Annotated in this window: 30 protein-coding genes; 19 read left to right on the top strand and 11 right to left on the bottom strand. The window is 68.0% G+C overall.

The window, feature by feature from the left end; all coding sequences use genetic code 11:
- The first annotated feature begins 402 nt into the window (after positions 1-402).
- The 10 genes from ACZLZY_RS04155 (at position 403) to ACZLZY_RS04110 (ending at position 10,555) form a co-directional block, all read left to right on the top strand.
- Positions 403-1,515, top strand: coding sequence for a BMP family ABC transporter substrate-binding protein (locus ACZLZY_RS04155; protein ID WP_472932181.1), 1,113 nt, complete (start codon positions 403-405; stop codon positions 1,513-1,515).
- Positions 1,516-1,535: 20 nt separating this feature from the next.
- A complete protein-coding gene (locus tag ACZLZY_RS04150) occupies positions 1,536-2,645 on the top strand; it encodes an ABC transporter permease (RefSeq protein WP_472932180.1) in 1,110 nt (369 codons plus the stop codon).
- Positions 2,642-3,565: an ABC transporter permease gene (locus ACZLZY_RS04145; protein WP_472932179.1), complete on the top strand. Its 924-nt coding sequence runs from the start codon at positions 2,642-2,644 to the stop codon at positions 3,563-3,565. The genes ACZLZY_RS04150 and ACZLZY_RS04145 overlap by 4 nt, the downstream gene beginning before the upstream one ends.
- An 11-nt stretch (positions 3,566-3,576) precedes the next feature.
- Positions 3,577-4,593 carry a formamidase gene (locus tag ACZLZY_RS04140; RefSeq protein ID WP_472932178.1) on the top strand — a complete coding sequence of 339 codons (1,017 nt, stop codon included), beginning with the start codon at positions 3,577-3,579 and terminating at the stop codon, positions 4,591-4,593.
- Positions 4,594-4,607: 14 nt separating this feature from the next.
- The gene (gene biuH, locus ACZLZY_RS04135) at positions 4,608-5,327 is read left to right on the top strand and encodes a biuret amidohydrolase (protein ID WP_472932177.1); all 720 of its coding nucleotides are present in this window, start codon (positions 4,608-4,610) and stop codon (positions 5,325-5,327) included.
- Entirely contained in the window at positions 5,324-6,895 is a 1,572-nt protein-coding gene (locus tag ACZLZY_RS04130; RefSeq protein ID WP_472932176.1) for an ABC transporter ATP-binding protein, read from the top strand. Before biuH ends, ACZLZY_RS04130 begins: the two co-directional genes overlap by 4 nt.
- Positions 6,895-7,557: a cysteine hydrolase family protein gene (locus tag ACZLZY_RS04125; protein WP_472932175.1), complete on the top strand. Its 663-nt coding sequence runs from the start codon at positions 6,895-6,897 to the stop codon at positions 7,555-7,557. Before ACZLZY_RS04130 ends, ACZLZY_RS04125 begins: the two co-directional genes overlap by 1 nt.
- The gene (locus tag ACZLZY_RS04120) at positions 7,554-7,907 is read left to right on the top strand and encodes a cupin domain-containing protein (protein WP_472932174.1); all 354 of its coding nucleotides are present in this window, start codon (positions 7,554-7,556) and stop codon (positions 7,905-7,907) included. Before ACZLZY_RS04125 ends, ACZLZY_RS04120 begins: the two co-directional genes overlap by 4 nt.
- A 111-nt stretch (positions 7,908-8,018) precedes the next feature.
- Positions 8,019-9,818: an allophanate hydrolase gene (atzF, locus tag ACZLZY_RS04115; protein WP_472932173.1), complete on the top strand. Its 1,800-nt coding sequence runs from the start codon at positions 8,019-8,021 to the stop codon at positions 9,816-9,818.
- Between the two features lie 8 nt (positions 9,819-9,826).
- Positions 9,827-10,555 carry a GntR family transcriptional regulator gene (locus tag ACZLZY_RS04110; protein ID WP_472932172.1) on the top strand — a complete coding sequence of 243 codons (729 nt, stop codon included), beginning with the start codon at positions 9,827-9,829 and terminating at the stop codon, positions 10,553-10,555.
- 75 nt (positions 10,556-10,630) lie between these two features.
- Here the strand turns inward: ACZLZY_RS04110 and ACZLZY_RS04105 are convergent, their stop codons facing one another.
- Positions 10,631-11,035: a host attachment family protein gene (locus tag ACZLZY_RS04105; RefSeq protein ID WP_472932171.1), complete on the bottom strand. Its 405-nt coding sequence runs from the start codon at positions 11,033-11,035 to the stop codon at positions 10,631-10,633.
- A 270-nt stretch (positions 11,036-11,305) separates the two neighbouring features.
- On the opposite strand from ACZLZY_RS04105, the gene ACZLZY_RS04100 reads away from it, so the two are divergent.
- Positions 11,306-11,725, top strand: a complete 420-nt coding sequence (locus ACZLZY_RS04100; RefSeq protein ID WP_472932170.1) for a DUF1810 domain-containing protein — start codon at positions 11,306-11,308, stop codon at positions 11,723-11,725.
- 27 nt (positions 11,726-11,752) lie between these two features.
- Here the strand turns inward: ACZLZY_RS04100 and ACZLZY_RS04095 are convergent, their stop codons facing one another.
- Complete coding sequence (locus tag ACZLZY_RS04095) at positions 11,753-12,085, bottom strand: hypothetical protein (protein ID WP_472932169.1); 333 nt, start codon at positions 12,083-12,085, stop codon at positions 11,753-11,755.
- A gap of 298 nt (positions 12,086-12,383) precedes the next feature.
- On the opposite strand from ACZLZY_RS04095, the gene ACZLZY_RS04090 reads away from it, so the two are divergent.
- Positions 12,384-12,551 carry a hypothetical protein gene (locus ACZLZY_RS04090; protein ID WP_472932168.1) on the top strand — a complete coding sequence of 56 codons (168 nt, stop codon included), beginning with the start codon at positions 12,384-12,386 and terminating at the stop codon, positions 12,549-12,551.
- Between the two features lie 92 nt (positions 12,552-12,643).
- On the opposite strand, the gene ACZLZY_RS04085 is transcribed toward ACZLZY_RS04090, so the two are convergent.
- The 3 genes from ACZLZY_RS04085 to rpsU all read right to left on the bottom strand — a co-directional run bounded on the left by ACZLZY_RS04085 (position 12,644) and on the right by rpsU (position 13,930).
- Positions 12,644-12,934 (bottom strand): hypothetical protein, encoded by a 291-nt coding sequence (locus ACZLZY_RS04085; RefSeq protein WP_472932167.1) that lies wholly within the window; start codon positions 12,932-12,934, stop codon positions 12,644-12,646.
- Positions 12,935-13,287: 353 nt separating this feature from the next.
- Entirely contained in the window at positions 13,288-13,500 is a 213-nt protein-coding gene (locus ACZLZY_RS04080) for a cold-shock protein (protein WP_472932166.1), read from the bottom strand.
- Positions 13,501-13,672: 172 nt separating this feature from the next.
- Positions 13,673-13,930, bottom strand: coding sequence for a 30S ribosomal protein S21 (gene rpsU / locus ACZLZY_RS04075; RefSeq protein ID WP_472932165.1), 258 nt, complete (start codon positions 13,928-13,930; stop codon positions 13,673-13,675).
- A gap of 383 nt (positions 13,931-14,313) precedes the next feature.
- Between rpsU and ACZLZY_RS04070 the strand changes: the two genes are divergently transcribed.
- Together ACZLZY_RS04070 and ACZLZY_RS04065 are read left to right on the top strand one after the other, a co-directional pair.
- Positions 14,314-14,946: a glutathione S-transferase family protein gene (locus ACZLZY_RS04070; protein ID WP_472932164.1), complete on the top strand. Its 633-nt coding sequence runs from the start codon at positions 14,314-14,316 to the stop codon at positions 14,944-14,946.
- 161 nt (positions 14,947-15,107) lie between these two features.
- A complete protein-coding gene (locus ACZLZY_RS04065) occupies positions 15,108-15,380 on the top strand; it encodes a ribosome modulation factor (protein WP_472932163.1) in 273 nt (90 codons plus the stop codon).
- Between the two features lie 49 nt (positions 15,381-15,429).
- Here the strand turns inward: ACZLZY_RS04065 and ACZLZY_RS04060 are convergent, their stop codons facing one another.
- Positions 15,430-15,669, bottom strand: a complete 240-nt coding sequence (locus ACZLZY_RS04060) for a hypothetical protein (protein WP_472932162.1) — start codon at positions 15,667-15,669, stop codon at positions 15,430-15,432.
- 386 nt (positions 15,670-16,055) lie between these two features.
- On the opposite strand from ACZLZY_RS04060, the gene recQ reads away from it, so the two are divergent.
- Positions 16,056-17,867, top strand: a complete 1,812-nt coding sequence (gene recQ, locus ACZLZY_RS04055; protein ID WP_472932161.1) for a DNA helicase RecQ — start codon at positions 16,056-16,058, stop codon at positions 17,865-17,867.
- 33 nt (positions 17,868-17,900) lie between these two features.
- Here the strand turns inward: recQ and ACZLZY_RS04050 are convergent, their stop codons facing one another.
- Positions 17,901-18,683, bottom strand: coding sequence for a hypothetical protein (locus ACZLZY_RS04050; protein WP_472932160.1), 783 nt, complete (start codon positions 18,681-18,683; stop codon positions 17,901-17,903).
- A 233-nt stretch (positions 18,684-18,916) separates the two neighbouring features.
- Here ACZLZY_RS04050 and ACZLZY_RS04045 point away from each other — a divergent pair, with 233 nt between their 5' ends.
- Positions 18,917-20,818, top strand: coding sequence for a propionyl-CoA synthetase (locus ACZLZY_RS04045; RefSeq protein ID WP_472932159.1), 1,902 nt, complete (start codon positions 18,917-18,919; stop codon positions 20,816-20,818).
- A 90-nt stretch (positions 20,819-20,908) separates the two neighbouring features.
- On the top strand, positions 20,909-22,120 hold the full coding sequence (locus ACZLZY_RS04040) for a winged helix-turn-helix domain-containing protein (RefSeq protein WP_472932158.1): 1,212 nt from the start codon (positions 20,909-20,911) through the stop codon (positions 22,118-22,120).
- Between the two features lie 44 nt (positions 22,121-22,164).
- Here ACZLZY_RS04040 and ACZLZY_RS04035 read toward each other — a convergent pair whose 3' ends face one another.
- Positions 22,165-22,761, bottom strand: coding sequence for a histidine phosphatase family protein (locus ACZLZY_RS04035; protein ID WP_472932157.1), 597 nt, complete (start codon positions 22,759-22,761; stop codon positions 22,165-22,167).
- A gap of 199 nt (positions 22,762-22,960) precedes the next feature.
- Between ACZLZY_RS04035 and argB the strand changes: the two genes are divergently transcribed.
- Positions 22,961-23,854 (top strand): acetylglutamate kinase, encoded by an 894-nt coding sequence (gene argB, locus ACZLZY_RS04030; protein ID WP_472932156.1) that lies wholly within the window; start codon positions 22,961-22,963, stop codon positions 23,852-23,854.
- A 4-nt stretch (positions 23,855-23,858) separates the two neighbouring features.
- On the opposite strand, the gene ACZLZY_RS04025 is transcribed toward argB, so the two are convergent.
- Both ACZLZY_RS04025 and ACZLZY_RS04020 read right to left on the bottom strand, forming a co-directional pair.
- Positions 23,859-24,137, bottom strand: a complete 279-nt coding sequence (locus ACZLZY_RS04025; RefSeq protein WP_472932155.1) for an addiction module antidote protein — start codon at positions 24,135-24,137, stop codon at positions 23,859-23,861.
- Entirely contained in the window at positions 24,134-24,439 is a 306-nt protein-coding gene (locus ACZLZY_RS04020) for a type II toxin-antitoxin system RelE/ParE family toxin (protein WP_472932154.1), read from the bottom strand. Before ACZLZY_RS04020 ends, ACZLZY_RS04025 begins: the two co-directional genes overlap by 4 nt.
- Before the next feature lie 148 nt (positions 24,440-24,587).
- Between ACZLZY_RS04020 and ACZLZY_RS04015 the strand changes: the two genes are divergently transcribed.
- Complete coding sequence (locus tag ACZLZY_RS04015) at positions 24,588-25,886, top strand: MFS transporter (protein ID WP_472932153.1); 1,299 nt, start codon at positions 24,588-24,590, stop codon at positions 25,884-25,886.
- Positions 25,887-25,904: 18 nt separating this feature from the next.
- Here ACZLZY_RS04015 and ACZLZY_RS04010 read toward each other — a convergent pair whose 3' ends face one another.
- Positions 25,905-26,810: an EamA family transporter gene (locus tag ACZLZY_RS04010; RefSeq protein WP_472932152.1), complete on the bottom strand. Its 906-nt coding sequence runs from the start codon at positions 26,808-26,810 to the stop codon at positions 25,905-25,907.
- Positions 26,811-26,868 lie beyond the last annotated feature (58 nt).

Here is a 26,868-nt window from a genome sequence, read left to right as displayed (position 1 = left end):
GGATCCGTGGCGTGCAGGCGTCGGAAGAAGGTGGGTCAAAGGCACATCGGCTTCCTGTAGCGAGGGGAGCGGGCCGCCGGCCGGTGCGCGGCGAGAAGGGGTGCCGTCGGCCACCCGAATCGCTGGAGCATACACAAGCCCGCAGCAGTTCCCACCCGCGGCGCCTGCATCCCCGCGATCGTCGCCGGGAAGAAAGACCTGCCACCCTAAGCCAGGCCCCACACAGCTTGCCACACTGCACAAGCGGCCAGCGATCGCGCCCTTGTCTGCCCACAAAACAAGCAAAAAGAGATCGGCGCCTTCCTCTCGAACCACTAATTAGCCAGCCAATACAGCCGGATGCGGCGTTGGCACGGTCATTGCATGCAATCCCCGTATCGGACCCCGAGATTGGATTTTGCCATGGCCCTCCTTCCGCTTCACCGCCGCCGCTTCCTCACCGGCGCCGCCGCTCTCGCTGCCAGCCCGCTCATCATGCGGGCGGGCCCGGCCCGTGCCGCGGACATGACGATCGGCTTCCTCTATGTCGGGCCGAAGGACGATTTCGGCTACAACCAGGCGCATGCGCAGGGCGCCGCCGCGGTGAAGGCGATGGCCGGCGTCACGGTGCTGGAAGAGGAGAACGTGCCGGAGAGCGAGGCGGTGGTGCGCTCGATGCAGTCGATGGTCGAGCTCGACGACGCCAAGCTGATCTTCCCGACCTCGTTCGGCTACTACAAGCCCTTCGTGCTCGACGTCGCCGCCGCCAATCCCGAGGTGCAGTTCCGCCATTGCGGTGGCCTCTGGAGCGACAAGGACCCGAAGAATGCCGGGTCCTATTTCGGCTATATCGGCATGGCGCAGTATCTCTCCGGCATCATCGCCGCCCACCAGACGAAGTCGAAGAAGCTCGGCTTCATCGCGGCCAAGCCGATCCCGCAGGTGCTCCTCAACATCAACTCCTTCACCCTCGGCGCCCGCTCGGTCGATCCCTCGATCACCACCCAGGTGATCTTCACCGGCGACTGGTCGATGCCGGTCAAGGAAGCGGAAGCCGTCAACGCCCTCGTCGACCAGGGCATCGACGTCATCACCAGCCATGTCGACGGCCCGAAAGTGCTGACGCAGACGGCCGCCGGCCGCGGCGCCTTCGTCTGTGGCTACCACACCAGCCAGGCCGCGCTCGCGCCCGATCACTACCTCACCGGCGCCGAGTGGAACTGGGAGAACGTCTACCGCTCCTTCGTCGAGAAGGCGCAGGCGGGCGAGGCGCTGCCGAACTTCCTGCGCGGCGGTCTGGCGGAAGGCTTCGTCAAGTCGAGCCCCTACGGCGCGATGGTCGGCGAGCCCGCCCGCAAACAGGCCGACGCGGTGCGGGCCGAGATGATGAAGGGCGGCTATGCCGTCATCCAGGGACCGCTGAAGGACAACAAGGGCAAGGAGGTCGTCGCCGCCGGCGCCCGCTATCCCGAGACCGCGATCGAGCTGGAGAGCATGGACTACCTCGTCGAGGGCGTCATCGGCTCGACGAACTGAGCGAGGGCGGGACCGGCAAGATGACCCTACCCCTCTCCTCCCCGGTGGCCCGGCTCGGCGGCGCCGCGCTGTCCGAGGTCGCGGCCCGGCGGATCGAGGCCGTGGCCTTGCCGGTCCTTGCCATCCTCGTGGGCTTTGCGGTCTTCGCGGTCTTCATCGCGGCGCTCGGCAAGTCGCCGGCCGAGTTCTTCCAGCTGGTCTGGCGCGGCGGCTTCGGCACCGCTTTCTCGGTGGCGAACACGCTGCAGCGGGCGGCGCCGCTGCTCCTCACCGCGCTCTGCGTCGCTCTGCCGGCGCAGCTCGGCCTCGTCGTCATCGGCGGCGAGGGAGCGTTTGTCCTGGGCGGGCTCGCCGCGGCGGCGGGCGGCACGCTGATGGCCGGGGTCCCGGCCGCGCTTGCGCTTCCGGCCATGGCGGTCTGCGGCATGGCGGCCGGCGGGATCTGGATTGGCCTTGCCGGCTGGCTGCGCCACCGGCGCGGCGTCAATGAAACGATCTCCTCGCTGCTCCTCGCCTACATCGCCATCGCCGTCTTCAACCATCTGGTGGAAGGGCCGCTGCGCGACCCCGCCTCGCTGAACAAGCCCTCGACCGCGCCGCTCGGGCCCGAGCTGAAGCTCGGGACGATACCGGGGATCGACGTCCACTGGGGGTTTGCGGTCGGCGTCGTCGCCTGCCTTGCCGCCGCCTTCGTCATCCAGCGCACGACCTTCGGCTTCGCCGCCCGCATCGCCGGCGGCAATGCGCGCGCGGCGGCCGTGCAGGGCTTGCCGGTCGGCCGGCTCGTCGTCGCCTTCGCGGTGGCGGGGGGCGCGGCGGCGGGGCTCGCGGGCATGATCGACGTCGCCGCCGTGCAAGGCTCGGCCAATGCCTCGCTGATCGCCGGCTACGGCTATACCGGCATCCTCGTCGCCTTCCTCGCCCGGCAGAACCCGCTCGCGATCATCCCGATGGCGATCCTGATCGGCGGCATCGAGGCCTCCGGCGGCCTGGTGCAGCGGCGGATGGGCCTGCCGGACGCGACCATGCTGGTGCTGCAGGGCCTGCTCTTCCTGTCGATCCTCGTCTCCGAGACCTTTGCGGGCCGCCTTGTGCGCCGCCGCGGCCAGCCTGCGGGAGCTTCGGCATGAGCGATGATCTCGGCCTCTGGAGCGTCGCCGTCGCCATTCTCGGCGGCGCCATCCGTGTCTCCGTCCCCTTCCTCTTCGTCAGCCTCGGCGAATGCGTCACGGAGAAGAGCGGGCGCATCAACCTCGGGCTCGAAGGCACGCTCGTCTTCGGCGCGATGGCCGGCTATGGCGGCTCGCTCTATACCGGCTCGCCCTGGCTCGGGGTCCTCGCCGCCGGCCTTTGCGGCGTGCTGTTCGGCCTGTTGCACGGCGCGCTCTGCTCGCTGCGCAACGTCAACGACATCGCCGTCGGCATCGCGCTGATGCTGTTCGGCATGGGGCTCGCCTTCTTCTTCGGCAAGCCGCTGATCCAGCCGGCGGCGCCCATGCTGCCGTCGATCGACCTCGGCTTCTGGACCAGCCAGCCGGCGGTGAAGGCGGCGCTGCAGATCAGCCCGCTGTTCCCGATCGGCATCGCCATCGCTTTCGGCCTCGGCTTCGTCTTCCGCCGCACCCGCATCGGCCTTGTGCTGCGCATGGTCGGCGACAGCGCCGATGCCGCCCGCGCCATGGGCTACGCGATCCTGCCGGTGCGGATCCTCGCCACCGCCTTTGGCGGCTTCATGGCCGGCGTCGCCGGCGCCTATCTCTCGCTCTACTATCCCGGCTCCTGGAACGAGGGGATCTCGCAGGGCCAGGGCCTCATCGCCGTCGCGCTCGTCATCTTCGCACGGTGGAACTCGGTCGCTTGCTTTGCGGCGGCCCTCCTCTTCGGCGGCGCCGGGGCGCTCGGCCCCGCCCTCCAGTCGGTCGGCGTCACCGGCGGCTACTACCTTTTCTACGCCGCCCCTTACGTCCTCACCCTTATCATCCTCATCCTCACCTCCTCGCCGCGGCGCGCCCTCGAGGGTGCCCCGCGCGAGCTGTCCATCACGAAATAGGAGCAACCCGCATGAACGGTCTCGGCGGACTGAACAAGTCGGAACACGGCGTCGTCATCGGCTGCGTGCAGCTGCAGCTTCCCACCGTGGTCACCCCCGCGGATCTCGCCCGGCAGACGGAAAGGATCGTCGAGATGGTCGCCAAGGCCCGGCGCAATCTTGGCACGATGGACCTCGTCGTCTTCCCGGAATACGCCCTGCACGGCCTCTCCATGGACACCAATCCGGAGATCATGTGCCGGATCGACGGACCAGAGGTCGCGGCCTTCTCAAAAGCCTGCCGCGACAACGCGATCTGGGGCTGCTTCTCGATCATGGAGCTGAACCCCGGCGGCATGCCCTACAATACCGGCCTCATCATCGACGACACCGGCGAGATCCGCCTGAACTACCGCAAGCTTCACCCCTGGGTCCCGGTCGAGCCTTGGGAGCCGGGCAATCTCGGCATTCCCGTGATCGACGGCCCGAAAGGCGCGAAGCTCGCGCTGATCATCTGCCATGACGGCATGTTCCCGGAAATGGCGCATGAATGCGCCTATAAGGGCGCCGAGATCATGCTGCGCACGGCCGGCTACACCGCGCCGATCCGCCAGTCCTGGCGCTTCACCAACCAGGCCAACGCCTTCTCCAACCTGATGATCACCGCCAATGTCTGCATGTGCGGCTCGGACGGCTCGTTCGATTCCATGGGCGAGGGCATGATCGTCAACTTCGACGGCACCGTCATCGCGCACGGCACCTCCGGCCGGGTCGATGAGATCATCTCGGCCGAGGTGCGGCCCGACCTCGTGCGGGAGGCCCGCCTCGGCTGGGGCGTCGAGAACAACCCCTACCAGTTCGCCCATCGCGGCTACGTCGCAGTGAAGGGCGGCGCCGGCGATTGCCCCTACACCTACATGGAGGACCTCGTCGCCGGCACCTACCGCCTGCCCTACGAGGACGCGGTGAAGGTGACCGACGGCACGCCCTGCGGCTTCCCCGCGCCGACCCGCCTCTATGGCGGACCGCTGAAGCTCGCGGCCGAGTGAGGGGAGACGAGACAGTGGACACCGTGACTGTGCACCGGACCATCGCCTCCACTCCGTACCGCTGGCCCTTCGATGGCAGCCTGCGGCCAGACAACACGGCGCTCGTCATCATCGACATGCAGACCGACTTCTGCGGCGTCGGCGGCTATGTCGACACGATGGGCTACGACCTGTCGCTCACCCGCGCGCCGATCGAGCCGATCCGGGCGGTGCTCGCCGCGATGCGCGCGGGCGGCTACCCGATCATCCACACCCGCGAGGGTCACCGGCCGGACCTTGCTGACCTCCCCGCCAACAAGCGCTGGCGCTCAAAGCAGATCGGCGCGGGGATCGGCGACAGCGGACCCTGCGGGCGCATCCTGGTGCGCGGCGAGCCAGGCTGGGAGATCATTTCCGAGCTAGCGCCGCTGCCGGGCGAGGTGGTGATCGACAAGCCGGGCAAGGGCTCGTTCTGCGCGACCGACCTCGAGTTGATCCTCAATGCCCGCGGCATCCGCAACCTCATCCTCACCGGCATCACCACCGACGTCTGCGTCCACACCACCATGCGCGAGGCGAACGACCGGGGCTTCGAATGCGTGATCCTCGAGGATTGCTGCGGGGCGACCGACAGGGGCAACCACGACGCGGCGATCAAGATGGTGACGATGCAGGGCGGAGTCTTCGGCGCCGTGGCAACCAGCGCTGCGCTGATCGACGGCCTCGCCGACACGCCGGCGGGACCGGCGGCGTGAGCGCCCTCTCCCGCCCCGAGGCGCTGGACGAGACGGCGGCGGACGGGTCCGCGCCGACCCGTCCGCTGCTGGAGGCGATCGGGCTCACCAAGCGCTTCGGCGCCTTCACCGCGCTCGACGACGTCTCGATCGCGCTGATGCCGGGCGAGTTCCACGCGCTGCTCGGCGAGAACGGGGCGGGAAAGTCGACCCTGGTCAAATCCATCCTCGGCTACTACCGCCCGGAGGCCGGTGCCGTGGTGCTGGACGGGCGGGAGCAGACGATCGCCTCGCCGCGCGACGCGCGGCGGCTCGGGATCGGCATGGTCTACCAGCACTTCACGCTGGTCCCCTCGATGACCGTCCTCGAGAACCTCGTGATGGCCGGCGCCGACGTGCCGACGCTGATCGACTGGCCTGCCGAGCGGCGCCGGCTCGAGAGCTTCATGGCGACCATGCCGCTGAAGGTGCCGATGGACACTCCTGTCGACCGCCTGTCGGCCGGCGAGCGGCAGAAGACGGAAATCCTGAAGCAGCTCTATCTCGGCTCGCGTGTCCTGGTGCTGGACGAGCCGACTTCGGTGCTGACGCCGGGCGAGGCGCAGGAGGTGCTCTCATTCCTGCGCGATCTCGCCCGCAGCAGCGGCATGGCGGTGCTTCTCATCACCCACAAGTTCGCCGAGGTCACCAGCTTTTGCGACCGGGTGACGGTGCTGCGCCGCGGCCGCGAGGTCGGCAAGGGCCGGGTGGCCGATCTTGGGATCGACGCGATGGCGCGGCTGATGATCGGCGAGCGCGACCTCACCGATTTTCCCGAGCGCGCCAAAATGCCGGCATCGTCCGCGGTACTGGAAGCCGCGGCGCTGGAGGCGGGGCTTCCCGATCAGCGCGGCGCGATCCGCATCGAGCACCTGCAGGTCGCGGCCGGCGAGATCGTCGGCATCGCCGGCATTTCCGGCAACGGCCAGACGACGCTGGTTGAGGTCCTGTCCGGCCAGACGCCCGTCACCTCAGGCGCGCTCAGCGTGCAAGGCAAGCCCTACCGCGCCAGCCGCCGGGAAGCGCAGGCGATGAAGGTGCGCTGCTTGCCGGAGGAGCCGCTGCGCAATGCCTGCGTCGGCACGATGAGCGTCTCGGACAACCTCGCCTTCCGCGCCTTCGACCGCGCTCCCTCCGGTCGCCGCCGCCGGCTGCTCGACCGCGGCGCGATGCGCGCGGCTGCCGAGCGGCTGATCGCGGCCTATTCGGTCAAGACGCAGTCGCCCTCCTCGCCGATCGCGACGCTGTCCGGCGGCAACGTGCAGCGCGCGGTGCTGGCGCGCGAACTCGATGGCGCGACCGATCTCCTGGTCGTCGCCAATCCCTGCTTCGGCCTCGATTTCGGCGCCGTGGCCGACATCCGCGCGGAAATCCTCGCCGCCCGCAACCGCGGCACCGCGGTTCTCCTCGTCTCCGAGGATCTCGACGAGGTCGTCGCTTTGTCCGACCGGATCCTGGTGATGTTCGAGGGCCGCATCGTGTTCGAGACACCGGGCGGCGCCGGCGCCGATCCCTATGTGATCGGCCGCGCCATGGCGGGGCACGCGTGATGCTGGTCGCTTCCGCTCTGCCCTCGCCCTTCCCGCTCGACGCCGCTCGCATCGGCCTCATCGTCATCGACATGCAGCGCGACTTCCTCGAGCCTGGCGGCTTCGGCGAAAGCCTTGGCAACGACGTCGGACCGGTCAACGCCATCGTGCCGGCCGTGGCCCGGCTCATCGCCGGCTTTCGCGCGGCGGGCCTGCCGATCCTCCACACCCGCGAATGCCACCGGCCGGACCTTTCCGACTGCCCGCCGGCCAAGCGCGCCCGCGGCACGCCGGGGCAGCGCATCGGCGATCCCGGCCCGATGGGGCGCATCCTCATCGCCGGCGAGCCGGGCGCCGAGATCGTGCCGGCCCTCGCGCCGCTGCCCGGTGAGACCGTCCTCGACAAGCCCGGCAAGGGCGCCTTCTACGCCACGGATCTCACTGCCGAGCTCGAGCGCCGCGGCCTCACCCAGCTCGTCCTCGCCGGCGTCACCACCGAGGTCTGCGTGCAGACGACGATGCGCGAGGCCAACGACCGCGGCTATGACTGCATCCTCGCCGAGGACGCCACGGCCAGCTATTTTCCCGCCTTCAAGCAAGCGACGCTGGAGATGATCCGCGCCCAGGGCGGGATCGTAGGCTGGACCGCGACCGTCGACGCCCTTCTGGAGGCCTTGCCATGAGCGTCCCGCTGCTGTTTCCCGCCCTCCTCACCGGCGGGTTCGCCAAGGCGGCCTACGAGCCCTTCCGCGAGGGTGTCGAGATCTGTCACCTGCAGCGGGCCGAGGCAGGGACCGGGCCGGCCCTAGCGCTGCTGCGCTACCGGCCCGGCGCCTCGGTACCCCGGCACGAGCATACCGGGCTCGAGACGATCTGCGTCCTGTCGGGCAGCCAGAGCGACGAGCACGGCACCTACCGCACCGGCGACGTCGTCCTGAACCGGACCGGCAGCCGGCACCGCGTCTGGTCGGAGGAAGGTTGCACCGTGCTGATCTCCTGGGCTGCGCCGGTGCGCTTGCTGGATGCGGACTGAACTCGCTCTTTCCCACCGTCAACGACCATGCCCAACCCTTGGGCCCACCCCTTAGCCGACCCCTGAAGCCCGTGCCTTGAGCCCATGCCTTGCAATGCCGAAAGTCCGGATATGACCCAGCTTCCCCCCATCCTCGATTTTGCCCGGCTGCGTCAGGCCTATGACGATGGCCTGACCCCGCTGGCGCTGGTGGAGGCGCTGCTGCCGCGCCTCGATGGCGCCGACCCCGCCGTCTTCATCACGCGCGTGTCGCCGGACGCGCTGCGGGCGGCGGCCGGTGCGCTGGTGGCGCGGGCGCCGGAGCCGAATTCACTGCCGCTCTGGGGCATGCCCTTTGTCGTGAAGGACAATATCGACGTCGCCTGCCTGCCAACGACCGCCGGCTGCCCGGACTTCGCCTATGTGCCGGACGCCGACGCCACCGTGGTGGCCCGGCTGGTGGCGGCCGGCGCGCTCCTCGTCGGCAAGGCCAATCTCGACCAGTTCGCCACTGGCCTCAACGGCACGCGCTCGCCCTATGGGGCGCCGCGCTGCGTCTTCGACGAGGCCTATGTCTCCGGCGGCTCGTCCTCGGGCTCGGCCGTCGCCGTGGCCGCGGGGCTTGCCGCCTTCTCGCTCGGGACCGACACCGCCGGGTCGGGCCGCGTCCCCGCCGCCTTCAACAACATCGTCGGCCTGAAACCCTCGCCCGGCCGGATACCCACCACCGGCGTGGTGCCGGCCTGCCGGTCGATCGACGTCGTCACCATCTTCGCCGCCGGTGTTGCCGATGCCGACGCGGCGCGGCGGGTGGCGGAAGGGTTTGATGCCGCCGACGTCTACGCCCGCCGCTTCGGCGCCGTGACCCTTCCGGGCAAGCTCCGGCTCGGCGTTCCGACGGAGGCCGAGCGCGAGTTCTTCGGCAATGTGGCCTACCGCGCGCTCTACGACGCCGCGATCGAGCGCGCCCGGGCAGCCGGGGCGGAGATCGTCGAGTTCGACTACCGGCCGTTCCGCGAGGCGGCGGCCCTCCTCTACGAGGGGCCTTGGGTCGCCGAGCGGCTGCACGCCGTCTCCGCCTTCCTCGGCACCCACCCGGAATCCTTCGATCCGACCGTGCGCGGCATCATCGAGCGGGCGCGCGGCATGACGGCGGTTGATGCGTTCGACGGACAGTACCGGCTCGAAGCCTTCCGGCGGCAGGCCGAGGCGAGCTGGGACGCGGTCGATGCCTTGCTGCTGCCGACCTCGCCCGACATCCAGAGCGTCGAGGCCATGCGCGCCGATCCGGTGGCGCTGAACGCGCGTTTCGGCCGCTTCACCAACTTCGCCAACTTCTTCGGCTGCGCGGCGATCGCCGTGCCCGCCGGGTTCACGCCGGCCGGACTGCCCTTCGGCGTGCAGCTAGTCGCGCCTGAGGATACCGACGCGGCGCTCGCTCCTTTCGCCGCGCTTCTCCACGCGTCGGCCGGCACTGGCGCCGGCCTCGACCGCGACCTCGTTCCACCGACCGTGCCCGCGTTACCGGAGGACCGCCTCTTCGTCGTGGTGGTCGGGGCGCATCTCACCGGCATGCCGCTGAACCGCGAGCTGACGGCGCTCGGCGGCCGCCTCGTGCGGGAGACGAAGACGGCCGGCGACTACCGCCTCTACGCCCTCGCCGGCACCGTCCCGCCGAAGCCCGGCCTCATCCGCGCGCCGGGGTTCGATGGCCCGGGCCTGGCGGTCGAGGTCTGGTCGCTCGACGCCGCCGGCTTCGGGCGCTTCGTCGCCGGCATTCCGCAGCCGCTCGGCATCGGCAAGCTGACGCTCGAGGACGGCACGCTGGTGTCCGGCTTCATCTGCGAGTCGGCTGCGGTCGAGGGGGCGCTGGAGGTCACCCAGTTTGGCGGCTGGCGGGCCTATGTCGCGTCGAAGGCGAATCCGGCCTGACGCAGTCCATGGCCAGACGCCCCAAGCCCCCCGCGCCGAAACGCACCCAGGCCGAGATGATCCGTGAGGTTCTGTCCGACCGGATCGTGCACGGCATTCTCCGGCCCGGCGAGGCGCTGGACGAGACTTCGCTCGCCGAGGAGTTCGCGGTGTCGCGCACGCCGATCCGCGAAGCCCTCCGCCAGCTCGAAACCATCGGGCTTGCCTGTTCGCGTCCGCACCGCGGGACGGTGGTGACCGAGATTTCCGATGCGGAGCTGCACGACATGTTCCGCGTGATGGGCGAGCTCGAGGCCCTCTGCGCGCGCATGTCGGCCGAAGCCATGACCGGCGCTGAGCGCGACGCGCTGGCCGTGCTGCATGCGGAAGGTGCCGCGCTGGTCGAGGCCGGCGCCATCGAGCCCTACCGCCTGCACAATGACCGCTTCCACCAGAGCCTCTATTCCGGCGCGCACAACGCCTTTCTTGAAGGATTGGTGCAGTCGGTGCAGCGGCGCCTCCAGCCGTTTCGGCGCCTGCAGTTCGAGGCGCTGCACCGGATCGAGAGCTCGCAGCGGGAACATGGCCTCGTCGTCGCGGCCATCATCGACGGCCATCCCGAGGGCGCCGCACAGGCGATGCTGCGGCATCTGTCGGTGGTCGAGGAGACGGTGGAGCGGACGGTCGCCGCCATCGACGTCGGCGGTGCGGCACGATTGGTTGCGCCTGACAGCGTACACGCCCGCCGCCAGGGGTGAGCCGTCTTTGATATGCGCATAGAAAAAGGACCGCGTCGGGCGCGGTCCTTTTTCATCTCGTCGCGGCTGCCTTGATCAGGCGGCGGCGATCGCCTTTTCGATGGCGTCGCTGCTCTGGCCCGTCAGGTCCTTGGAGAGCTCGCCGGCCAGAATGTCCTTGAGCTTTGCGTGATAGTGCTTGCGCAGCTCGCCGAGCGCGCGCGGTGCTGCGATCACGACGAGGTCCTTCATCTTGCCCTCGATCGCCTGCTTGTTCAGGTAATCGGCGATGCCGGCGGTGAAGCCGTCCTCGTCCTGCTGGCTATCCGAAGGGTTGGCCGAGCTGCTGGGATGGCCGACGCCGCCGCTCTTGTTGTCGGTGTTGATCGTCGGGGTAGCGGACGCCTTCAGCGAAGGGTTCGCCTCGTCGCCGGTGTTGTGGAACAGGCTGAGCTTCTGGCCGTCGAGGACGGCGACGGTGGCTCCCTTGGGGATCTTCATGCTGCTTCTCCAGGCTGTCGGCCGATCCCCGAGGGACCGGCAAGGTCAAGCGAACCGAACCGTGCGTCCGGCTCGTCCTGCCCGCACAACGTCGCCGCCGCCGTTTGGATGCCTTTTCCGTCGATCTGCGCCAGATACCTGCCAGCACCGATGGTGTCCGGTGCGTGGTGGCACGGGAAACGGTTCTGACGGCGTTTGCTTCAGGCACCGTCGTTACTCTGCCGCTGCGCGCCAGGACGCCTGCTTCAATGCTCAAGGGAGGAAGAGCTAATGGCCGCCTATGATTTCAGCCGCTTCGTCGCGGCGCAGGATCCGGTCATCGATGCGGTGTTTGCCGAACTGCGGCAAGGGCGCAAGGCGAGCCACTGGATGTGGTTCGTGTTTCCGCAGATCGCCGGCCTCGGCCAGAGCGACATGGCCCAGCGCTTTGCGCTCGGCTCGCTCGCGGAGGCGCGGGCCTATCTCGGCGACGGCGTGCTCGGCGCCCGGCTACGCCAGGCGGTGCGCCTCGTCTGCGCGGTGAACGGGCGAAGCGCGCATGCGATCTTCGGCACGCCCGACGACATGAAGTTTCGCTCGTCGATGACGCTGTTCGCCGAGGCCGTGCCGGAAGAAACGATCTTCCAGGAAGCGCTCGACCAGTATTTCGATGGGGAGCGCGATCCCCTGACCATCGCAAAGCTCGCCTGAACGGTGACAGCGGGCAGGTGGCAGGTATCAGGCGACGCGGGCGAGCGAGATCGGACGGCGATGACGGCTGGCGGTGTCGAGCTCGGGGGTCTGGGCGCCGCGCGACTGCTCGAACAGGACCTCGCCGGCGACGCCAGCCACCTCGGCCAGCGAGTGTTCGTCGCAAGCCGACGCCACGGTGAGCCCGAGCGAGCGCATATGCGACCGGCCGAAAGCAAAGACTGCAAGGCTGGCCCGATGGGTCGGCGACAGCTGCAGAACCACTTCCCTCACCCGCTCGGCGTTCGACCGGAGCAGCAAGGCCAAGAGTTCGTATGGGATGGGACAGACCGCTTCGTTCGGTGCGTATCGGTTGCTCATCTTGGCCTCCTTGCTGGACAAGGACACGATGCCGCCGGTGTGGTTAACAGAAGCTTAATAGGAATGAGCGCTTCTCGTTAAGCCTCTGATGGTGCGTCATTTCTGCATCGCCTTTGGCAGGCCGGCAGGTGCGTTTTGCTGGCCTGAGGGCGCAGTTCCAAGACCGCGCAGAACCATCAACCATGGCGCAGCCAACGACTTTTTTAAAAACGATCGCGTTGCTTTGCGCTCGCGAGGGAACCGCAGGCCGGTTCGGTGATTCCTGCGAGCATCACGGCTCCAATTACAGGATCATTTCATGTCGAACGCAGACGCAGGTCCCTTCGAAGAGGGCAAGATCGCCGCTTCCGACGGCGAGCGCATCTCCGCCAATCCCTACGAGAAGGGAACGGATGAATTCGATCTCTGGCGCGAGGGTTTCAAGTCGGACGACGACGAGGAAGACGACAGCTACGCCGAAGAGTAAGGGAATCGCCGGCAGGCTTTGAAACGCCTGCCGGCACAAATGCTTTCTATTAAGGCATTATTTTCGTGGGCAGATTCGCAGGAAGCGAAAACTCAGTTCGCCAATTCATCCGGGCCGAGAAAGACCGCAATCCCTTTTTCGTCGAAAACGAGGTTGAATTCTTCGTAGGCCTCACGCTCCGTCGCGAAGAGCGTATCCCAGCTTGTCGTCGTGTTGTTGATGTCGACGACCTCCATGGCCCAGCCACGGTGGCTGCCGACAATCCGGAAGATCAGCACCTGAACCGTCCGCTCGTCGCGCGTGACGAGGCCGCCGAGTGGCGAGAACTCGAGGTCGGGTTCGGCGGGCACCGGCTCCTCCTGGTCTGGCTCCGGCGGCGCCATCTCTTCGGTCACCCCTTCCTCAGATGAAAACCATCGCTCCCACCATCATCATGGCGGCGGCGGTTGCGGCGATCTGCCAGATCGGGGCTGCAATGATAGGGGTGGCGGGACGGCGGGACGAGGAGATGATCATCTGATGTTCCTGCAAGGCGCCGGGAGCGCGGTCGCAGATTAACGGGCGTTAACGCTTTGGAGTTGCATGGCGGATGCGGTTTTGTGAACCCGCTGCAACGCGTTGTGAAACCAACGAAATTGTTCTCCGTCCCCAGCGGATTTCCACACCGTAACGGCAACAAAAAACCCGCCGGCATTTCTGCCAGCGGGTTGTAATCTGGGTGGGTACCTGAAGGCGCTCAGAGCGCCTGAAGGTTGACGGCCTTCGGGCCCTTGCCGCGGGTGTCCGGCTCGGCGTCGAAGGAAACCTTCTGGTTGTCGGAGAGCGAGGACATGCCGGACTGCTCGACAGCCGAGATGTGAACGAACAGGTCGGCGCCGCCGTTGTCCGGGGTGATGAAGCCAAAACCCTTGCTCATGTTGAAGAACTTGACGGTGCCGGTCTGGGCCATGGGATATTCCTTCTAGAACCGGGCGCATGCGCCCGTGGTAACAAACCCCTGCCGGTCGGCAGGGCAATCTGAAAACGACAACAGCGGACACACCGAGGATCGCAGCCGATCTTCGGTGTGTCCGCTGTTGAATTGGATCAAGTGCCCACGCGCCCCGAAAGGCGCGGCAGGATCAGGTGCGAGGGGCGGGAGCGCCGCGCTCGAACACCTTCTTCTTCGGGCTCGGCAGCAGGCCTTCGCGCTGCAGCTGCTTGCGGGCGTTCTTGCGGGCGCGGCTGACGGCCGCTGCCTTCTCGCGAACGCGCTTCTCCGAAGGCTTCTCGAAGAACGAGCGTGCCTTCATCTCGCGGAACACGCCTTCGCGCTGCATTTTCTTCTTCAGGACGCGGAGGGCCTGATCGATGTTGTTGTCGCGAACTTCGACTCTCAAAAAAAAATCCTAACGTAGACAGGTCCCGCCGCATCGGCAGCGTCGGACGCTATTTCGCACAAAACTTGCTGTCAGGGTAGCGAATGCCATCATGACCTGGCTTCAGTTTCGGAGCATGACCGGACGTTGCCGCCCGCCTGTTCTTCGCCCGAAGCCATTGGAGGCGTCGGCTCGTGACGAGCCGGTCCACCGCGCTTTGGGGTTCCCTACAACATTCCGGCGTCAGAGGCCATAGGGGAAATCAGTGCTGGTGCAACGAACCTAGTGCGCCTTGGTAACCGAAAGTCCGGCCGCAGGACTGCTCACATCGGCGTGTGCGGGATGCCGGGCGAATGCGCCCGCCTATAAACCCGTGTCGACCATCATGCCAAGGGAGAGAAACAATGGCCGACATCACGCTCTGGGGCTTCGACGGCTCCACCTATGTGCGCACCGTCAAGATGCTGCTCGCGGAGAAGGACGTCACCGACTACGAGCAGGTTCCTGTCGACGTCCTCGCCGGAGAGCCACAAAAGCCCGAGCATCTGGCGCGCCATCCTTTCGGCAAGGTGCCGGTACTCGATCACGGCGACCTTCGCCTGATCGAGACGTCGGCGATCACCCGCTATCTCGACGACGTGCTGCCGGGAAAGTCGCTGACCCCCGGCAATGCCCGCGACCGGGCCCGGATGGACATGACGATCGGGCTGATCGATTCCTACGGCTACAACGCCCTCGTCGGCGGCGTCGCCGCCTATCACCTCTTCCCCGACTTCGTTGGCGGCAAGAACGAGGACATGCGCAAGTCCGGAATCGAGACGGGGCGGAAACTGATCGACTATCTCATGAAGATCCGCGGATCCTCACCCTTCATCGCCGGCGAGCTCAGCCTCGCTGATCTCTATCTCGCGCCGGTCATCGCCTACGTCACGATGACGCCGGACAAGGACGCGCTCTTTGCGTCGGAAGGTATCGCCGACTGGTGGCAGCGCATCGAGGCTCTGCCGAGCTTCGTTGAGACGCAGCCGAAATCCTGATCGTCGCAGCGCCATCCCGTTCCTGTGGGCCGGGACGGGATGGCGCATCGGACGGTCACCGACTAGCGTCTGAGTGCGCCTGCGCCCCGCCACCGGTTGGGACGCTATCCGTTCTGCCGAGATATCGACGGGCCGGGCGCCGGAAAGAGAAGGATTGGGACATGACGACCATTGCGACCGAGGAAGGCGCCACCGCCGCGCGGAACGGGGAGCCGCAGGAAGCTTGCCCGCACGCTCTGGGATCGCCGGCGCATCGCGACTGGCTTGCGGGATGGCAGAGCCAGGCTTCCCTTGCGCCGTCCGCTGGACAGCCCGACACTTCCTTGGAGACGTCCGGCGGGATCAGCAGCGAGGAGCTGGCCGACGTGATCGGTGCCGACGATTACGAGGCCGGCGCCGAAACCATCGCCGCGCCGGCGACGCCCCGGCCCTGAAGCTGCGTCGTCGCGGCGTGGCACGACCGCGTGCCGCGCCGATCATCATCTACAGCCAGCTGCTGCCGTCCGGCGAAGTGCAGCCATAGGGCGGCAGCTGGCCTTCGAACCGCGACTGCATCTTCCGGCATCCCCAGGTCCGCAGCGGCGCCGGCGCGTATCCGTTCAGCGCGATGCCGACCTCGTCATACGGTGTGTCGCTCAGCGCCACGTACATGTACCAGCGACCGCCCAGCATCACGACCGCGGCGACGAGAAGGACGACGACGACCTGAACTATCTTCTGCATTTCTGCTGCTTGTGGACATGGATGGAAAAGACCGCGCGATCTCACGGAAGAGAACCCGGCCACCCGACGGCGCCGCACCCGGCAAAAACGGGATGGCGGCGCTGAACCACAGGCCCCTAAGGCGCCCGCTGCCGGGCTGCGACGGGGCCGAATTGCAGCCAAGGCCCGCTCTGTCAATCATTGCGCCTGGACACGACGCTTAGCGAAGCGGCGTGTCCGGGCATCGTCGAGCGATCGGAAACCCGGCCCTGCGGGTGACGGATGCCACCGGAAGAGGATGCCCGCCGATACGCCGACAGCGGCTCCGTTGACGGGATCGAAGGGTTTGCCCTATCTCGCCGTACTCCCCATCTCGGCGAGATGACCACGGCAAGGAGCACGGCCAGTTGAAGGATCCCTCCGATGTCCTGCAGGACGTTTTCGGCCATGCGGCGTTTCGCGGGCAGCAGGAAGACGTGGTGCGGCATGTGACGTCCGGCGGCGATGCGGTCGTGCTGTTTCCGACCGGTGCCGGCAAGTCGATGTGCTACCAGGTGCCCGCCCTCTGCCGGCCGGGCGTCGCGATCATCGTCTCGCCGCTGATTGCCTTGATGCGCGACCAGGTCGAGGCGCTCCGCCAGGCCGGCGTCGCCGCCGCCGCGCTGAACTCGTCGATCTCGCCGGAAGAAGCCTCCGACATCCGCCGCCAGGTCGCCGACGGCACCCTCGACCTTCTCTACGTCGCCCCCGAGCGCGCTTCCACCTCCGGCTTCCGCCGCATGCTGCAGGACGCGAAGGTCGCGCTCATCGCCATCGACGAGGCGCACTGCGTCAGCCAGTGGGGGCACGACTTCCGGCCGGACTACCGCGAACTCTCGCATCTCGGCGAACTCTTTCCCGGCGTGCCGCGCATCGCCCTGACGGCGACCGCCGACCCGATGACGCGCGCGGACATCATCGAGCGGCTCGATCTCGGCGACGCCCGGGTCTTCTCCTCGAGCTTCGACCGGCCGAACATCAGCTATTCCATCGTCGAGCGCGACAATGCGAAAGCTCAGCTCCTCAAATTCCTGGCCGAGCACGAGGGCGACAGCGGCATCGTCTACTGCCTGTCGCGGGCGAAGGTCGACGACACCGCGTCCTGGCTGTCGGCGCAAGGAATCCGCGCGCTGCCCTATCACGCCGGCATGGACGCATCGAAGCGCGGCGCGCACCAGGATGCCTTCCTGAAAGAAGAGAACCTCTGCCTCGTCGCCACCGTCGCCTTCGGCATGGGCATCGACAAGCCCGATGTGCGCTATGTCGCCCATCTCGACCTCCCCTCCTCGATCGAGGCCTACTACCAGGAGACCGGCCGCGCCGGCCGTGATGGCGCGCCAGCCGATGCCTGGATGAGCTACGGCATGGGCGACGTCGTCCAGCGTCGGCGGATGATCGACGACGGGCAGGCGCCCGAGGAGGTCAAGCGCGTCGAGCGCGGCAAGCTGACCGCCCTCCTCGGCCTCTGCGAGACCACCGGCTGCCGTCGCCAGGCGCTGCTCGCCTATTTCGGCGAGGTCTACGACCATGCTTGCGGCAATTGCGACACCTGCCGCTCGCCGGTCGAGACCTTCGACGGCACGGACGCCGCGGTAAAGGCGATGGCGGCGGTCTATCGCACCGGCCAGCGTTTTGGCGCCGGGCACGTCGTCGACGTCCTTACCGGCAAGGCGACCGAGAAGGTGCTGCGCTTCGGGCACGAGAACCAGGCGGTGTTCGGTGCCGGCAAGGATGTCGACGGAAAGACCTGGCAGTCGGTGCTGCGCCAGCTCACCGCCAGCGGCCTGCTGGTCGTCGACCACGAGTCGCACGGCGCCTTGAAGCTCGGCGAGGGTGCGCGCGACGTGTTCCGCGGCGAGCGCCAGATCACCTTGCGCAAAGACCGGCCGCGCAAGTCGACCGAGGCGCGCCGCTCGACCAGCCCGGCGGCGGTCGACCTGCCGGCGGAGGCTCAGGCGCTGTTTCACGCGCTGCGGGCCGAGCGGACGAGAATCGCGAAGGCGCAAGGCGTGCCGCCCTATGTCGTGTTCCAGGACACGACGCTGAAGGCGATGGCGCAGACCCCGCCGGACAGCCTGGACGCGATGATCGCCCTGCCGGGTGTCGGCCAGGCCAAGCTGGAGCGCTATGGCGAGGCGTTCCTCGCCGTGCTCGAGCACGAGCGCCAGCGCGCCAACTAGAGCATCCTTGTGCGTCCGGAAGGACGCATGATGTCAGAAGCGCACCCAGAGCGCCGTGACCACGCCCCGCTCGCGCAAGGCGTTCTCGCCGGCGACGGTGGCAATTCCCCCGAGCTGCACGGAGAGGCTCTGCGTCAGGTCGTAGACGACGCTCACCTCGGCCTTATGCTCGCGATGGTCGGCGGTGTGACCGACCGAGAACGTGTTGAAGCTCTGCGCCATCCAGAGAAGCCGCGGGCGGGGGCGCAAGCCGAAGGTCAGGTCGCCGCGGATCTCGTCCGCTTCGGCCCCGGGACGCAGGCGATAGGCGCCCTGAAGATCGGCAAAGCCGCTCCAGTCGCCGAGCGTGAAGCCGTGGCCCACAAGCAGCCGCAGGTCGATCTCGGCGTCCGGGTCGCCCTCCCACCGCCGGGCGCCTTGCCCCGTCGGCAGAAGGCCAGTCGCCTCGATCGATACAACGGCGCCGTCATCCTCAAAAAGCCGCAGGCGCGCGCCGAGGCCCGAGAGGCCGAAACGGGCATCCTCCAGCGCCATGGGCGCGCCGGCGGCCTCCGTCTTCATCTCCGTCCGCGCGATCGCGGTCAGCCCCTCGGCGAGACCGTATTCGGCATAGACTCTGAGCTCTGCCTTGCGGAAGGCCGGAATGGTGCCGGCGCTGCCCTTGCCGTCGAACGCCTCCAGCGCCTCGCTGTAGAGGCCGCTGACGATCACCTGGCCCCGGCCCTTCGGCAGCGTCCACGCGCCGGACTGGGCAGGCGTCGGCGCCAGCAGCGCGAGTCCGCAAATGGCGCGCGAGAGTGAGAGATAGAGGGCCATGCCATGCGCCATGCCGCCCCCGCTCAAACTGGCAGATGCCGGCTTCACTCAACCGCGGGCCGCAGCCGGTTGCAATCGGCCATCCCCTGCAATCTGCGGAGCCACCTAGTCACCGGAGGCGGCGAAAGTCCCATTTGCATCCGGCAGCCTCGGGCCTAGACTGCCCGGGATGACAGCGGGCGGAGACCTGCGTGATCTGCGGCCGCAGGGCGGCCCCATCCGGGAGGGAACGCATGGAGAGCCACTACCGCGCCGTCTATGCCGAATGGCAGCAGGATCCGGCGGCGTTCTGGATGGAGCAGGCGAAGGCGATCGACTGGACCCAGCCGCCGACGATGGCGTTCGACGCCGATGCCGGCGTCTACGGCCGCTGGTTCCCCGATGCCACCTGCAACACCTGCTTCAACGCCCTCGACCGTCATGTCCTGGCGGGCCGCGGCGACCAGGCGGCGATCATCCACGATTCGCCGGTAACGGGCACGCAGCGCACTCTCTCCTATTCGGCGCTGCTGCTGGAAGTGCAGGCGCTGGCGGCGAGCCTTGAGGATCTCGGCGTCATCAAGGGCGACCGGGTGATCATCTACATGCCGATGGTGACCGAGACGGTGGTCGCCATGCTCGCCTGCGCCCGCATCGGCGCCGTCCACTCGGTGGTGTTCGGTGGGTTTGCCGCGGCCGAGCTTGCGACGCGGATCGACGATGCCCGGCCGAAGGTGATCCTGTCGGCCTCCTGCGGCATCGAGCCGGCGCGTATCGTGCCCTACAAGCCGCTGCTCGACGCCGCCATCGCCAAGGCCCGGCACCGGCCGGACGCAACCGTGATCCTGCAGCGTCCGCAGTCGCCGGCGGCAATGGCCGAGGGCTTCGACCATGACTGGGCGAGCCTGCGCGCCACCGCGCTCGACGGCATCGCGGAGGGGCGCGAGGTGCCTTGCGCGGTCCTCAAGGCGACAGACCCGCTCTACGTCCTCTACACCTCCGGCACGACCGGTCAGCCGAAAGGCGTGGTGCGCGACAATGGCGGCCACATGGTCGCGCTGCACTGGTCGATGGGCTCGATCTTCGGCGTGCAGCAAGGCGAAGTCTGGTGGGCGGCATCCGATGTCGGCTGGGTCGTCGGCCATTCCTACATCGTCTACGGCCCGCTCCTGAAGGGCTGCACGGCCGTACTGTTCGAAGGCAAGCCGGTCGGCACGCCGGATGCAGCAACCTATTGGCGGGTGATCGCCGAGCACAAGGTGGCAGCGCTCTTCACCGCGCCGACGGCGATCCGAGCGATCCGCAAGGAGGACCCGGAGGGCGTTCTGCCCCGGCATCACGACCTCTCGGCCTTCCGCACCCTGTTCCTCGCCGGCGAGCGCGCCGACACCGAGACCATCCGCTGGGCCGAGCGGGCGCTCGACGTGCCGGTGATCGATCACTGGTGGCAGACCGAGACCGGCTGGCCGATCGCCTGCAACCCGGTCGGCCTCGGGATCCTGCCGGTGAAGTACGGCAGCCCCGGCGTCACCATGCCGGGCTATAGCATCGCCATCCTCGACGAGGCCGGCACGCCGTTGCCGCCCGGCGGCCTCGGCGCCATCGCCCTGAAACTGCCGCTGCCGCCCGGCGCGTTGCCGACGCTCTGGAATGCCGACGACCGGTTCCGCGCCGGCTATCTCGAGACCTTTCCCGGCTACTACTCGACGGCAGACGCCGGCTCGCTCGACGAGGATGGCTACCTCTTCGTCATGGGCCGCACCGACGACGTCATCAACGTCGCCGGCCACCGTCTGTCGACCGGCGAGATGGAGGAAGCGGTCTCGGGCCACCCGGCCGTCGCCGAATGCGCGGTCATCGGCATGCACGACGCGCTGAAGGGCGAGGTGCCCTGCGGCTTCGTCGTCCTCAAGAACTCCAACCGCCTCGGCGATGCGGTGGTCGAGGCCGAACTGGTCGACCTTGTGCGCGAGCGCATCGGCCCGGTCGCCGCGTTTCGCAAGGTGGTCGTCGTCGACCGCCTGCCGAAGACACGCTCGGGCAAGATCCTGCGCGGCACGATGAAGAAAATCGTCGACCGCACGCCCTTCGATATGCCGGCGACGATCGAGGATGCCGCAGCGCTCGACGATCTCCGGCGCGCGCTCGGGCTGTAGAAGCCGGCGACTTGACCCGGCGGGCCGCCTCCCCGAAGGTCCGCCGCGATGGACGACGGGCAGAACAGCCGAGAGGCGGGGACAGGCGGCATGACGGAGCACCTTCCGGCAAGGCTCGCCCGCCGGATCGCGCTGGCGGCGCAAGGCTTTGCCGAGAAGCGCCCGGACACGGCCGCCGACTGGCGCAGGATGAACCGGGTGATCGGGCGGCTGGGGCTGCTGCAGATCGACTCGGTCAGCGTCTCCGCGCGCGCCCATTACATGCCGCTGTTCTCGCGGCTTGGTGACTATCCCCGGGCGGCACTGGAGCAGGCGGCCTGGGGCAAACCGCGAAAACTCTTCGAATATTGGGCGCACGAGGCCTCGCTGCTGCCGCTGGAGACGCAGCCGCTGCTGCGCTGGCGCATGCAGCGCGCCGCCGCGGGAGAGGGCATCTATGGCGGGCTTGCAAGCTTCGCCCGGGAGCAGAAGGCCGAGGTCGAGGCGGTTCTGCAGCGCATCGTGGCGGAGGGAGCCCTCTCGTCCTCCGACTTCGCGGCGCCGAAGGGCGCCGGCGGCTGGTGGGGCTGGAGCGACACCAAGCGGGCGCTGGAATTCCTGTTCTGGTCCGGCCGCATCACCACCGCGACCCGGCGCGGCTTCGAGCGGGTCTACGATCTGCCGGAGCGCGTGCTGCCTCCGGCCATCGTCGCGGCGCCGACGCCCGGCAGCGCGGCCGCGCACCGCGCCCTCCTCCTGATCGCGGCGAAGGCGCTGGGCATTGCCACCGCGGCCGACCTTGCCGACTATTTCCGCCTGGCGCCCGCGGACGTCCGGCCGCGCCTTGCCGAGATGGTCGAGGACGGCGTGCTGCTGCCGGCCAGCGTCGAGGGCTGGCGGCAACCGGCCTTTCTCGATCCGTCGGCGCGGCGTCCGCGGGCGATCGCCGCCGCCGCGCTGCTCTCGCCCTTCGATCCGCTGGTGTTCGAGCGGGCGCGCACCGAGCGCCTGTTCGGCTTCCGCTACCGGATCGAGATCTACGTGCCGGCCGAGAAGCGCGTGCACGGCTACTACGTCCTGCCCTTCCTCCTCGGCGACCGGCTGGTCGCCCGCGTCGACCTGAAGGCCGACCGGAAGGCGGGAACGCTCCTCGTGCTCTCCGCCCATGCCGAACCAAACGCGCCGCCCGAGACGGCCGAGGCGCTGTGCCGGGAATTGCGGCGCATGGCCAGCTGGCTCGGCCTCGACAGCCTCGCCGTGCAGCCGGCGGGCGATTTCGGGCCTCGGCTGGCCGATGCGGCGTCGCATCTGCCGGCAAGCTGAGGCGGGCCGGAGCCGAGCCAAATTGCCGTCTGCACCAGCAGCCGTCAGTCGAGTCGGATCCGTCCCCGGACGGCCAGCGTGCCGTCCGCCTCCCGCGCGACGACAATCATCTCGCCGGAAGCTGGAAAGATGCCGGTGAGGGCGGTGATGTTCACCTGGTGCGTCACCATCACCAGCTTCTCGCCCGGCGGCAGCGCGGCGAGGCGGTCGCGCACGGCGCGGCTGGCGGCATCGGCGGTGCCGCGATCCTCAAAGAACGAGTTCAGCGCGGGCTCGGCGACCACCGGCGCGACGCCGAGCAAGGCAGCGGTGTCGCGGGCGCGGCACCATTCGCTGCTGAGGACGCGGTCGACGGTGATCCCGGCCTCCCGGATGGAGGCGCCGATCCGCTCGGCCTGCGCTCTGCCCTGCCGATCGAGATTGCGCTGCGTGGTGCAGTCGCCGAGGGTGAAACCCTCGGGGTCGCCGGTGCCGGGGGCGATCGCATGGCGCATCAGGACATGCGTGCCGGGCGCCTTCAGCGCCACCCATCCCGCCGCCGCCCCGTCTGCCGACGCCCCCACCGCCGACGCTGCGAGGAACGAGCAGGCCAGCGCGACCGCCTGAAGCCATCGCCACGCGCTGTCCCGGGCAGGCACCATGGTAGAACTCCCGCTTGCTAGACCGTCCGCCGTCGAAGGGCCACCCCATCCTTCCACCGTCGGCCGCCCGGCGAAAGCCCTGACCGGTCACAGCTGCGGGACCAGGAGACGCATAGCGGCATCCAGCCGATTGCCGCTGTGCGCGAATGCCGTTAAAGCGTCGCGCGACCCTCACGGCATTCTTTCGAAGGACCCCGGCATGGACGCCCATTCCCCCGACGGCGAGAAGCAGGCGGCGCTCCTCGCCGAAGCCCTGCCCTTCATGCAGGCCTACGAGCACAAGACCGTGGTCGTGAAATACGGCGGCCACGCCATGGGCAATGCCGAGCTCGGCAAGGCTTTCGCCCGCGACATTGCCCTCCTCAAGCAGTCCGGCATCAACCCAATCGTCGTTCACGGCGGCGGCCCGCAGATCGGGGCGATGCTGGCCAAGATGGGCATCGAATCGAAGTTCGAGCACGGCCTGCGCGTCACCGACGAGCGCACCGTCGAGATCGTCGAGATGGTCCTCGCCGGCTCGATCAACAAGGAAATCGTCGCCCTCATCAATGCCGAGGGCGAATGGGCGATCGGCCTCTGCGGCAAGGACGGCAACATGGTCTTCGCCGAGAAGGCCAAGAAGACCGTGATCGACCCCGACAGCAACATCGAGCGGGTGCTGGATCTCGGCTTCGTCGGCGAGCCCGTCGAGGTCGACCGCACCCTCCTCGACCTTCTCGCCCGCTCGGAAATGATCCCGGTGATTGCACCGGTCGCCCCCGGCCGCGACGGCCACACCTACAACATCAATGCCGACACCTTCGCCGGCGCCATCGCCGGCGCGCTGAAGGCGTCGCGCCTCCTGTTCCTCACCGACGTGCCGGGCGTCCTCGACAAGCAAGGCCAGCTGATCAAGGAGCTCTCCGTCTCCGAAGCCCGCCAGCTGATCCGCAACGGCACCATCACCGCCGGCATGATTCCGAAGGTCGAGACCTGCATCCAGTCGCTGGAGCGCGGCGTCGAGGGCGTCGTCATCCTCAACGGCAAGACCCGTCACGCCGTTCTGCTGGAACTCCTGACCGAGCACGGCGCGGGAACGCTGATCGTTCCGTAGAGCGTCAGACCGAGACGGTGAGCTTGACGCCCAGTGCGTCCATGATCTTGCGCACCGTCTCGAAACGCAGCTTCGACCCAGGAGCCAGAGCCTTGTAGAGGCTTTCGCGGCCGAGCCCCGTCGCATCGGCAATGCCTGTCATCCCCCGTGCCTTCGCGACGTCGCCGAGGGCCGCGATGAAGAGATCTGGGTTATCGTCCTCGAGCGCCGCCGCGAGATACTCAGCGATCGCCGTATCGTCGGTGAGATATCTGGATGCGTCGAAGAGAATAAGTCGGGTCATTCATTCTTTCCGTCAAGCCGTGCGAGCATCTCCTTGGCCCGCTCGATATCGCGCCTCTGTCCAGACTTGTCGCCACCGACAAGCAACAGAAAAACCGTCTCGCCGCGGCGTGCGAAATATAGGCGATAGCCGGGGCCATCGTGCACACGCATTTCCGAGACGCCCCCACCGACGGATGCGACATCGCCGAAATTGCCCAGTCCCGCAGACCGAATGCGCGCAACGATTCGCGCCTGCCCACGCCTGTCGCTTAGCTTAGAAAGCCAATGGTCGAACTCATCCGACATCAAGATCGTGAGCATTCAGCACTGTATCCTATCGGATACGGTCGTCAAGCACCGCACCCCAACCGTACCCGGCGTTACGGATTCCGCTTGTGGCGTGACGTAACCTGCGGTACTGCGGCTGCAACCCGTTCGCCCGTCTTGCCTATTGGAAAGCAGAAGCCCCGTGTCCTCAGCCGCCGCCGTCACGCCCCGCAATTCGCCGGGCCGGGTTCTCTTCGCCAGCCTCATCGGCACGACGATCGAATTCTTCGACTTCTATATCTACGCCACGGCCGCGGTGATCGTGTTCCCAAAACTGTTCTTCGCGGGCGGTGACCAGACCACGGCGATGCTGCAGTCCTTCGCGACCTTCGCCATCGCCTTCTTCGCCCGGCCGATCGGCGCGGCGCTGTTCGGCCATTTCGGCGACCGGATCGGCCGCAAGGCGACGCTGGTGGCGGCGCTGATGACCATGGGCGTTTCGACCATCGCCATCGGCCTCTTGCCGACCTATGCCTCCGTCGGCATCGTCGCGCCGCTGCTGCTGGCGCTCTGCCGGCTCGGCCAGGGCCTCGGCCTCGGCGGCGAATGGGGCGGCGCGGTGCTGCTCGCCACCGAGAACGCACCGGAAGGCAAGCGCGCCTGGTACGGCATGTTCCCGCAGCTCGGCGCGCCGATCGGCTTCATCTGCGCCACTGGCAGCTTCCTGATCCTCAGCGACCTCCTCACCGACGAGCAGTTCTTCTCCTTCGGCTGGCGCATTCCTTTCCTTGCCAGCGCGCTGCTGGTCTTCGTCGGCCTCTACGTCCGGCTGCAGATCACCGAGACGCCGGTCTTCCAGGAAGCCATCGACAAGGACGAGCGGGTGCGGGTCCCCTTCCTCACCGTCTTCACCGACTACAAGAAGGAACTGTTCGTCGGCACCTTCGCGGCGCTTGCGACTTTCGTGCTGTTCTACCTCATGACAGTGTTCACGCTGAGCTGGGGCACCACCAAGCTCGGCTTCACCCGCGACCAGCTGCTGCCGATCCAGATGCTCGGCGTCGTGTTCTTCGGCCTTGCCATCCCGTTCTCGGCCAAGCTTGCCGACCGCTACGGCCGGCAGAAGACGCTGATGGTGACGACCGCTTTCATCTTCCTCTTCGGCTTCCTGTTCGCGCCGCTGTTCGGCTCGGGCACCGGCTATGGCGCCGTCGCCTTCTCCATCATCGGCTTCTGGCTGATGGGCTGCACCTACGGGCCGCTCGGCACGGCGCTGTCGGAGCTGTTCCCGACCTCGGTGCGCTACACCGGCGCGTCGCTGACCTTCAACCTCGGCGGCATCGTCGGCGCCTCGCTCGCCCCCTACATCGCGACGACGCTCGCCACCAACCATGGCGGCCTCGCCTCGGTCGGCTACTACATGTCGCTCGCTGCGGTGGTGACGGCGCTGGCGCTCCTCGCCATGCCGAAGAACGCCCATCTCGAGCGCCAGCCGAGCTGACTGGGGCGCGCGGCTCTCTCAGGCGGTCCCGGACAGAAGCGCCAGGATCGCCGCGAGGATGAGGACGCAGCCGATGAACTCCATCGGCCGGATCCGCTCGCGAAACAACAGGACCGACGAGGCGAAGGTGAACACCAGCTCGATCTGGCCGAGCGCCCTGACATAGGCGACCTTCTGCAGCGCCATGGCGGTGAACCAGCCGATCGAGCCGGCGACGCCGACGAGCCCGACGGCGAGCGAGGGCCGCCACGACCGCCCGATGGCCCGAAGCTCCGCCGGGTCGCGCACAGCCAGCCAGGCGAGCATGGCGACCGTCTGGAACGCCGTCGCGAAGGCCAGCGCATAGGCGGCCCGGATCATCACCTCGCCCCCGTCGAGCGCGAGCGAGGCCCAGCGGAACGCGACGGCGGAGATGCCGAACAGCGCGCCGGAGAGAACGCCGATCCCCGCCGCCTGCGAGAACAGGGCTCCGCGCCAGCCCCCCGTCGCCGCGGTCTTTCCCGCGAGCGAGATGCAGCCGACGCCGATCACGCCGACGATGATGGCGGCCGTCCCGGCTACCGAGATCGTCTCGCCGAGGATTAGCAAGCCGAACAGCGCCGCCTGCACCGGCTCGGTCTTCGAATAGGCCGTGCCGACCATGAAATTGCGCAGTGCGAACAGGCTGACCAGGAAGAACGTCCCGCCGATCTGCGCGAGACCGCCCAGCGCCACCGCGACGAAAAAGTCGGGCGTCGCGCGGGGCCAGTCCATTCCGAGATGGTTCAGCGACAATAGGTAGATCAGCGCGAAGGGGAAGCCGAAGCCGAAGCGCGCGAACGTTGCGCCCGTGGCCTTCAACTCGCCGTTCAGCTGTTTCTGCAGGGTCGAGCGGGCGTTTTGCAGGAAGGCCGCGGCGATGGTAAGGGGTATCCACAAAGGCATGGCGGCATTCCGGTTGACGATCTCACCGCCTTAGCACCTTGGTCCCGCCCGCGGCGAC

The sequence above is a fragment of the Mesocryomonas lacus genome (genome assembly GCF_055730135.2).
The sequence above is the reverse complement of the archived record's forward strand: the minus strand, read 5'-3'. Positions and strand labels throughout refer to the sequence as shown.

Coding starts and splice junctions, on each gene's coding strand:
- ACZLZY_RS04155 (WP_472932181.1), top strand. CDS start 403: ATGGCCCTCCTTCCGCTTCACCGCCGCCGCTTCCTCACCGGCGCCGCC.
- ACZLZY_RS04150 (WP_472932180.1), top strand. CDS start 1,536: ATGACCCTACCCCTCTCCTCCCCGGTGGCCCGGCTCGGCGGCGCCGCG.
- ACZLZY_RS04145 (WP_472932179.1), top strand. CDS start 2,642: ATGAGCGATGATCTCGGCCTCTGGAGCGTCGCCGTCGCCATTCTCGGC.
- ACZLZY_RS04140 (WP_472932178.1), top strand. CDS start 3,577: ATGAACGGTCTCGGCGGACTGAACAAGTCGGAACACGGCGTCGTCATC.
- ACZLZY_RS04125 (WP_472932175.1), top strand. CDS start 6,895: ATGCTGGTCGCTTCCGCTCTGCCCTCGCCCTTCCCGCTCGACGCCGCT.
- ACZLZY_RS04120 (WP_472932174.1), top strand. CDS start 7,554: ATGAGCGTCCCGCTGCTGTTTCCCGCCCTCCTCACCGGCGGGTTCGCC.
- atzF (WP_472932173.1), top strand. CDS start 8,019: ATGACCCAGCTTCCCCCCATCCTCGATTTTGCCCGGCTGCGTCAGGCC.
- ACZLZY_RS04110 (WP_472932172.1), top strand. CDS start 9,827: ATGGCCAGACGCCCCAAGCCCCCCGCGCCGAAACGCACCCAGGCCGAG.
- ACZLZY_RS04105 (WP_472932171.1), bottom strand. CDS start 11,035: ATGAAGATCCCCAAGGGAGCCACCGTCGCCGTCCTCGACGGCCAGAAG.
- ACZLZY_RS04100 (WP_472932170.1), top strand. CDS start 11,306: ATGGCCGCCTATGATTTCAGCCGCTTCGTCGCGGCGCAGGATCCGGTC.
- ACZLZY_RS04095 (WP_472932169.1), bottom strand. CDS start 12,085: ATGAGCAACCGATACGCACCGAACGAAGCGGTCTGTCCCATCCCATAC.
- ACZLZY_RS04090 (WP_472932168.1), top strand. CDS start 12,384: ATGTCGAACGCAGACGCAGGTCCCTTCGAAGAGGGCAAGATCGCCGCT.
- ACZLZY_RS04085 (WP_472932167.1), bottom strand. CDS start 12,934: ATGGCGCCGCCGGAGCCAGACCAGGAGGAGCCGGTGCCCGCCGAACCC.
- ACZLZY_RS04080 (WP_472932166.1), bottom strand. CDS start 13,500: ATGGCCCAGACCGGCACCGTCAAGTTCTTCAACATGAGCAAGGGTTTT.
- ACZLZY_RS04070 (WP_472932164.1), top strand. CDS start 14,314: ATGGCCGACATCACGCTCTGGGGCTTCGACGGCTCCACCTATGTGCGC.
- ACZLZY_RS04065 (WP_472932163.1), top strand. CDS start 15,108: ATGACGACCATTGCGACCGAGGAAGGCGCCACCGCCGCGCGGAACGGG.
- ACZLZY_RS04060 (WP_472932162.1), bottom strand. CDS start 15,669: ATGCAGAAGATAGTTCAGGTCGTCGTCGTCCTTCTCGTCGCCGCGGTC.
- ACZLZY_RS04050 (WP_472932160.1), bottom strand. CDS start 18,683: ATGGCCCTCTATCTCTCACTCTCGCGCGCCATTTGCGGACTCGCGCTG.
- ACZLZY_RS04045 (WP_472932159.1), top strand. CDS start 18,917: ATGGAGAGCCACTACCGCGCCGTCTATGCCGAATGGCAGCAGGATCCG.
- ACZLZY_RS04040 (WP_472932158.1), top strand. CDS start 20,909: ATGACGGAGCACCTTCCGGCAAGGCTCGCCCGCCGGATCGCGCTGGCG.
- ACZLZY_RS04035 (WP_472932157.1), bottom strand. CDS start 22,761: ATGGTGCCTGCCCGGGACAGCGCGTGGCGATGGCTTCAGGCGGTCGCG.
- argB (WP_472932156.1), top strand. CDS start 22,961: ATGGACGCCCATTCCCCCGACGGCGAGAAGCAGGCGGCGCTCCTCGCC.
- ACZLZY_RS04025 (WP_472932155.1), bottom strand. CDS start 24,137: ATGACCCGACTTATTCTCTTCGACGCATCCAGATATCTCACCGACGAT.
- ACZLZY_RS04020 (WP_472932154.1), bottom strand. CDS start 24,439: ATGCTCACGATCTTGATGTCGGATGAGTTCGACCATTGGCTTTCTAAG.
- ACZLZY_RS04010 (WP_472932152.1), bottom strand. CDS start 26,810: ATGCCTTTGTGGATACCCCTTACCATCGCCGCGGCCTTCCTGCAAAAC.